Annotated in this window: 2 protein-coding genes; both read left to right on the top strand. The window is 64.2% G+C overall.

The genetic code is table 11. The annotated features are described in order from the left end of the window. Positions 1-401 precede the first annotated feature (401 nt). Positions 402-2903, top strand: coding sequence for a DNA ligase D (gene ligD, locus EOA33_RS26220; RefSeq protein ID WP_127406959.1), 2502 nt, complete (start codon positions 402-404; stop codon positions 2901-2903). A 373-nt stretch (positions 2904-3276) separates the two neighbouring features. Continuing rightward, positions 3277-4185, top strand: a complete 909-nt coding sequence (locus EOA33_RS26215) for a Ku protein (protein WP_126055270.1) — start codon at positions 3277-3279, stop codon at positions 4183-4185. Positions 4186-4198: the final 13 nt, after the last annotated feature.

Raw genomic sequence — 4198 nt, 5'->3', positions numbered from 1 at the left:
CTATGTCACCGCGCAGAGCTTCTCCGGCGGCACATACAGCGCGCGCGTGCTGGTCGACGGCGAGGCCTATTGGGTCGACGAGTTCCGGCTGAGCCAGCTCAGGCAAGGGCTGACCCCGGCTGAGCTCGAGCTCACGCCGGCCGCCGACGATTGAGTTTTCACGGATGATCATGGCAAGGCTGGCGGGACAGCACCCCCCTCTGGCCTGCCGGCCATCTCCCCCTCAAGGGGGGAGATCAGATGCAGTTGCCGCTTTCGCCAATCGCCGACGTTACAAGGGGAGCACCGGCGCTCGAACTGCCAATCTCCCCCCAAGTGGGGGAGATGTCCGGCAGGACAGAGGGGGGCGCGAAGGAACGCGGCCTTTGCCATTGTCCGCTCTGCGCCTTGGCGCCTGACCGATGCCGCCTCCCTCCAAACTCAAACCCTACCGCGCCAAGCGCGAATTCTCCCGCACGCCGGAACCCGCGGGCGGGCTTGCGAGCAGTGAGGGCAACCGCTTCGTCGTCCACAAGCACCACGCCACCGCCGACCACTACGATCTGCGGCTCGAGGTCGGCGGCGTGCTGAAGAGCTGGGCGGTGCCGCGCGGGCCTTCGCTCAACCCGGCCGACAAAAGGCTGGCGGTCGAGACCGAGGACCATCCGGTCGAATATATCGACTTCGAGGGCGTCATCCCCGAGGGCGAATATGGCGGCGGGCCGATGATCGTCTGGGACACCGGCACCTGGGCGCCGATGGACGACGTCGAGAAAAGCCTGAGAACCGGCGCCTTCAAGTTCCGGCTGGCCGGCCAGAAGCTGAATGGCGGCTGGATGTTGACGCGGCTGAAGCCGAAGCCCGGCGAGGACGAGGCAAAGAAGAACTGGCTCCTGTTCAAGGAGCGCGACCTCGCTTCGGACACCAGCCGCGACATCCTCAGCCAACGGCCGGAGAGCGTGAAAACCGGCCGCCGCATCGAGGAACTGGTGGCGCCGCCGAAGAAGCGCGAGCGCCTGCCGCCGAAACCCGGCTCCTTCAAGCCCCACGCGTTGCCCGGTGCTGTCAAAGCGCCGCCATCTGGCCGCATCGAGCCACAGCTTGCCACACAGGTTCCGAAGCCGCCGGGCGGCAATGATCCCGCGGAGCACACCGGTCAACTCTGGCTGCACGAGATAAAATTCGACGGCTACCGCACCATGGCGCATGTCATGGACGGCGAGGTCAGGCTGATCACCCGTGGCGGCATCGACTGGACGAAGCGCTACGGCGATCTTCCGCAGGCCTTTTCGCGACTGCCGGTGAGCCAGGCGATCATCGACGGCGAGATCATGGTGCTCGACGACAAGGGCATCTCGCGCTTTGCGCTGCTGCAGGACGCGCTGGCCGAAGGCGCCGGCTCGAAGCTGCATTTCTACGCCTTCGACCTTCTCCATCTCGACGGTTGGGATCTGCGCAAGGCGCCGCTGCAGAAGCGTAAGGCGCTGCTTGCCGAGCTGCTCGCCGGCCAGACCGCCAACGCCGCCATCCAGTACAGCGACCATGTCGAAGGCGACGGGCAAGGTCTCTACGACCAGGCCTCGGAGCTTGGGTTGGAAGGCGTCGTCTCCAAGCGCGCCGACGCCATTTACATGAGCGGCCGGACCAAGAGCTGGACCAAGGTGAAGGCGCAGAAGACGGATGATTTCGTCATCGCCGGCTATACCGTCTCCGACCGCGCGGAGGGCTTGGCGGCGCTCGGCATGGCCGAGTTCGAGAATGGCGAATTGCATTATCGCGGCAAGGTCGGCACCGGATTCGATCGCGACATGGCGACGGAGCTGCTTACCCGGCTGGAACGGCTGACGGCCGGCGCCAGTCCGCCCGAAGGCGCGACGCGCGAGATCATGCGTGAGATGCACTGGGTGAAGCCGCTGCTGTCGGCCCGCATTCGCTATTCGAACCGCACCGCCGACAATGCGATCCGCCACGGCGTATTTCGCGGCCTGCGCGATATCGGCGGGCTGACCACACCGGCGCCGGTGAAGCGCAAGCGGCTGATCGCCGAATCCGATCTCGCCACCATCTGGGTCACCAATCCGGAGCGGCGGCTGTTCGGCAAGACCGGTCCGACAAAACTCGACATCGCGGTCTATTACGCGCTGGTCGGCGATTTCATGCTGCCGCACATCATCGGTCGCCCGGTATCGCTGGTGCGCTGCCCGACCGGCAAGCCGCAGGACTGTTTTTTCCAGCGTCACGCTTTCACCGGCATGCCGCCTTCGGTGGCGGTGTTCGAGTCGATCAATTCGGAAGGCGAAACCAAGACCTATCTCTCGGTCGAGGACGCCAAGGGCTATCTGGCGCTGGCCCAGTTCGGCGTCGTCGAGTTCCATACCTGGGGCACGCACCGGACAAAACTCGACAAGCCCGACCAGATCGTCTTCGACCTCGACCCGGGCGAGGGCATTTCGTGGCGCGAGGTGGTGGAGGCGGCGGTCCACATCAAGGGCGGTCTGGAAGTGCTGGGCCTGGTGCCCTTCGCCAAGACCTCCGGTGGCAAGGGCATCCACATCACGGTGCCGGTGACCAGGAAGCAGAACTGGAAGAAGCTGCACCAGGCCTCAAGCGCGATCTCGACCCATCTCGCGTCGACCGCGCCCGACACCTTCACCACGACGATGGGCAAGGACAACCGCAAGCGCCGCATCTTCATCGACTTCCACCGCAACGCCCGTGGCCACACGTCCGCCGCCCCCTATTCGCTGCGCGCCCGCACCAACCTGCCAGCATCGACCCCGGTGAGCTGGACGGATCTCGAGACGATCGACGCGCCGGAGGACCTCAACTACGCCTCGCTGCCGGGGCTTTTGGAGACATCGGGCGATCCCTGGGCGGAGATCGACGAGATGGCGCGGGATCTGCCGGTGTTGGCGGGGAGGTAGGCCATGCATGAGGCGAAGCCCTCGCGTCTTTCGTCATCCTAGGGCGAAGCAAGGAGCGAAGCGACGCGGCGAAGACCCTAGGATTCATGCCGTGACTTCGGCCGTGGAATGCAATTGTGCAGAATGGTCGCCCGCAATACCGCCAGCTCGAGGCCTCCGGCCAATCGTCAGCGTCCCGCCAACGTCTCAACCCCATCTCCATCGACGCTTGCTACAATTTGAACTATTCTCCCACCAAACCCGACCCAGAAAACACTTCGTCAGGAATTCGGCAGTACCATCAAGGGTCGGTGTAGGATTTCCACGGCGCCAACCGTCCTTGAGCGGGAGCGCTGCAAGTAACTGTCAGTGCATGGCCGCGTAGGAGTTCATCATGGCGCCCAGGGCAAGTTGGAAAGGTTACCTCAAGCTCAGCCTCGTCAGCTGTCCGGTCCGGCTCTATCCGGCCACCAGCGCGAGCGAACGCATCACATTCAACCAGCTGCACAAGAAGACCCACAACCGCATAAATATGAAGCCCGTGGATCCCGAGCTCGGGCTGGTCGAGCGCTCGGACCTGGTCAAGGGCTACGAGTACGAGGACAAGCAGTACATCATCATCGATGACGCCGACCTCGATGCGGTCAGGATCGAATCCAACCACACGATGAACATCGAGGCCTTCGTCGATGAGGGCGAGGTCGACGTCATCTATCAGGACTCACCCTATTACCTGGCCCCCGACGGCGCCATGGCGGAGGAAACTTTCGCGGTGCTGCGCGAGGCGATGCGCAAATCCGGCAAGTTGGCGATCGCCAGGCTCGTGCTCTCCAGCCGCGAGCGCGTGGTGACGATCGGCGCGCGCGAGAACGGCATGTTCGTTTGCACCTTGAGGAATCCCAACGAAGTGCGCGGCACGGCTGAATATTTCGGCAACATTCCGGCCGGCAAGCCGGACCCGGAAATGCTGCAGCTCGCCGAGGCGCTGATCAAGCAGAAGGAAACCGCCTTCGATCCGAAGAACTACGAGGATCGCTACGAGGTGGCGCTGATGGCGATGATCCGCGAGAAGCTGAAGGGCCACAAGCCGATCATTGCGGCCGCGCCCGAGCGCGGCAACGTCATCAATCTGATGGATGCGCTGAAGGCGAGCCTGTCGCAGTCGGCCAAGCCGCCAGCCAAGTCGAAGAGCAAGGCCGACGAGGCGCCGGCCAAGCCAGCCAAGAAGGCGGCTGCCGGCGGCGCGCCCGAAAATCCGCTGAAGGCGAACCTGTTGAAGGCCGTCGGCAAGAGCAAGAAGTGACGGCAGGGTCAGT

It is taken from the genome of Mesorhizobium sp. M4A.F.Ca.ET.050.02.1.1, assembly GCF_003997725.1.
Classification (GTDB): domain Bacteria; phylum Pseudomonadota; class Alphaproteobacteria; order Rhizobiales; family Rhizobiaceae; genus Mesorhizobium.
This window is presented reverse-complemented; position numbering and strand designations above follow the sequence as displayed.

Bases quoted from the DNA above. Each gene is read 5' to 3' on its own strand.
- ligD (WP_127406959.1), top strand. From the start codon at position 402: ATGCCGCCTCCCTCCAAACTCAAACCCTACCGCGCCAAGCGCGAATTC.
- EOA33_RS26215 (WP_126055270.1), top strand. From the start codon at position 3,277: ATGGCGCCCAGGGCAAGTTGGAAAGGTTACCTCAAGCTCAGCCTCGTC.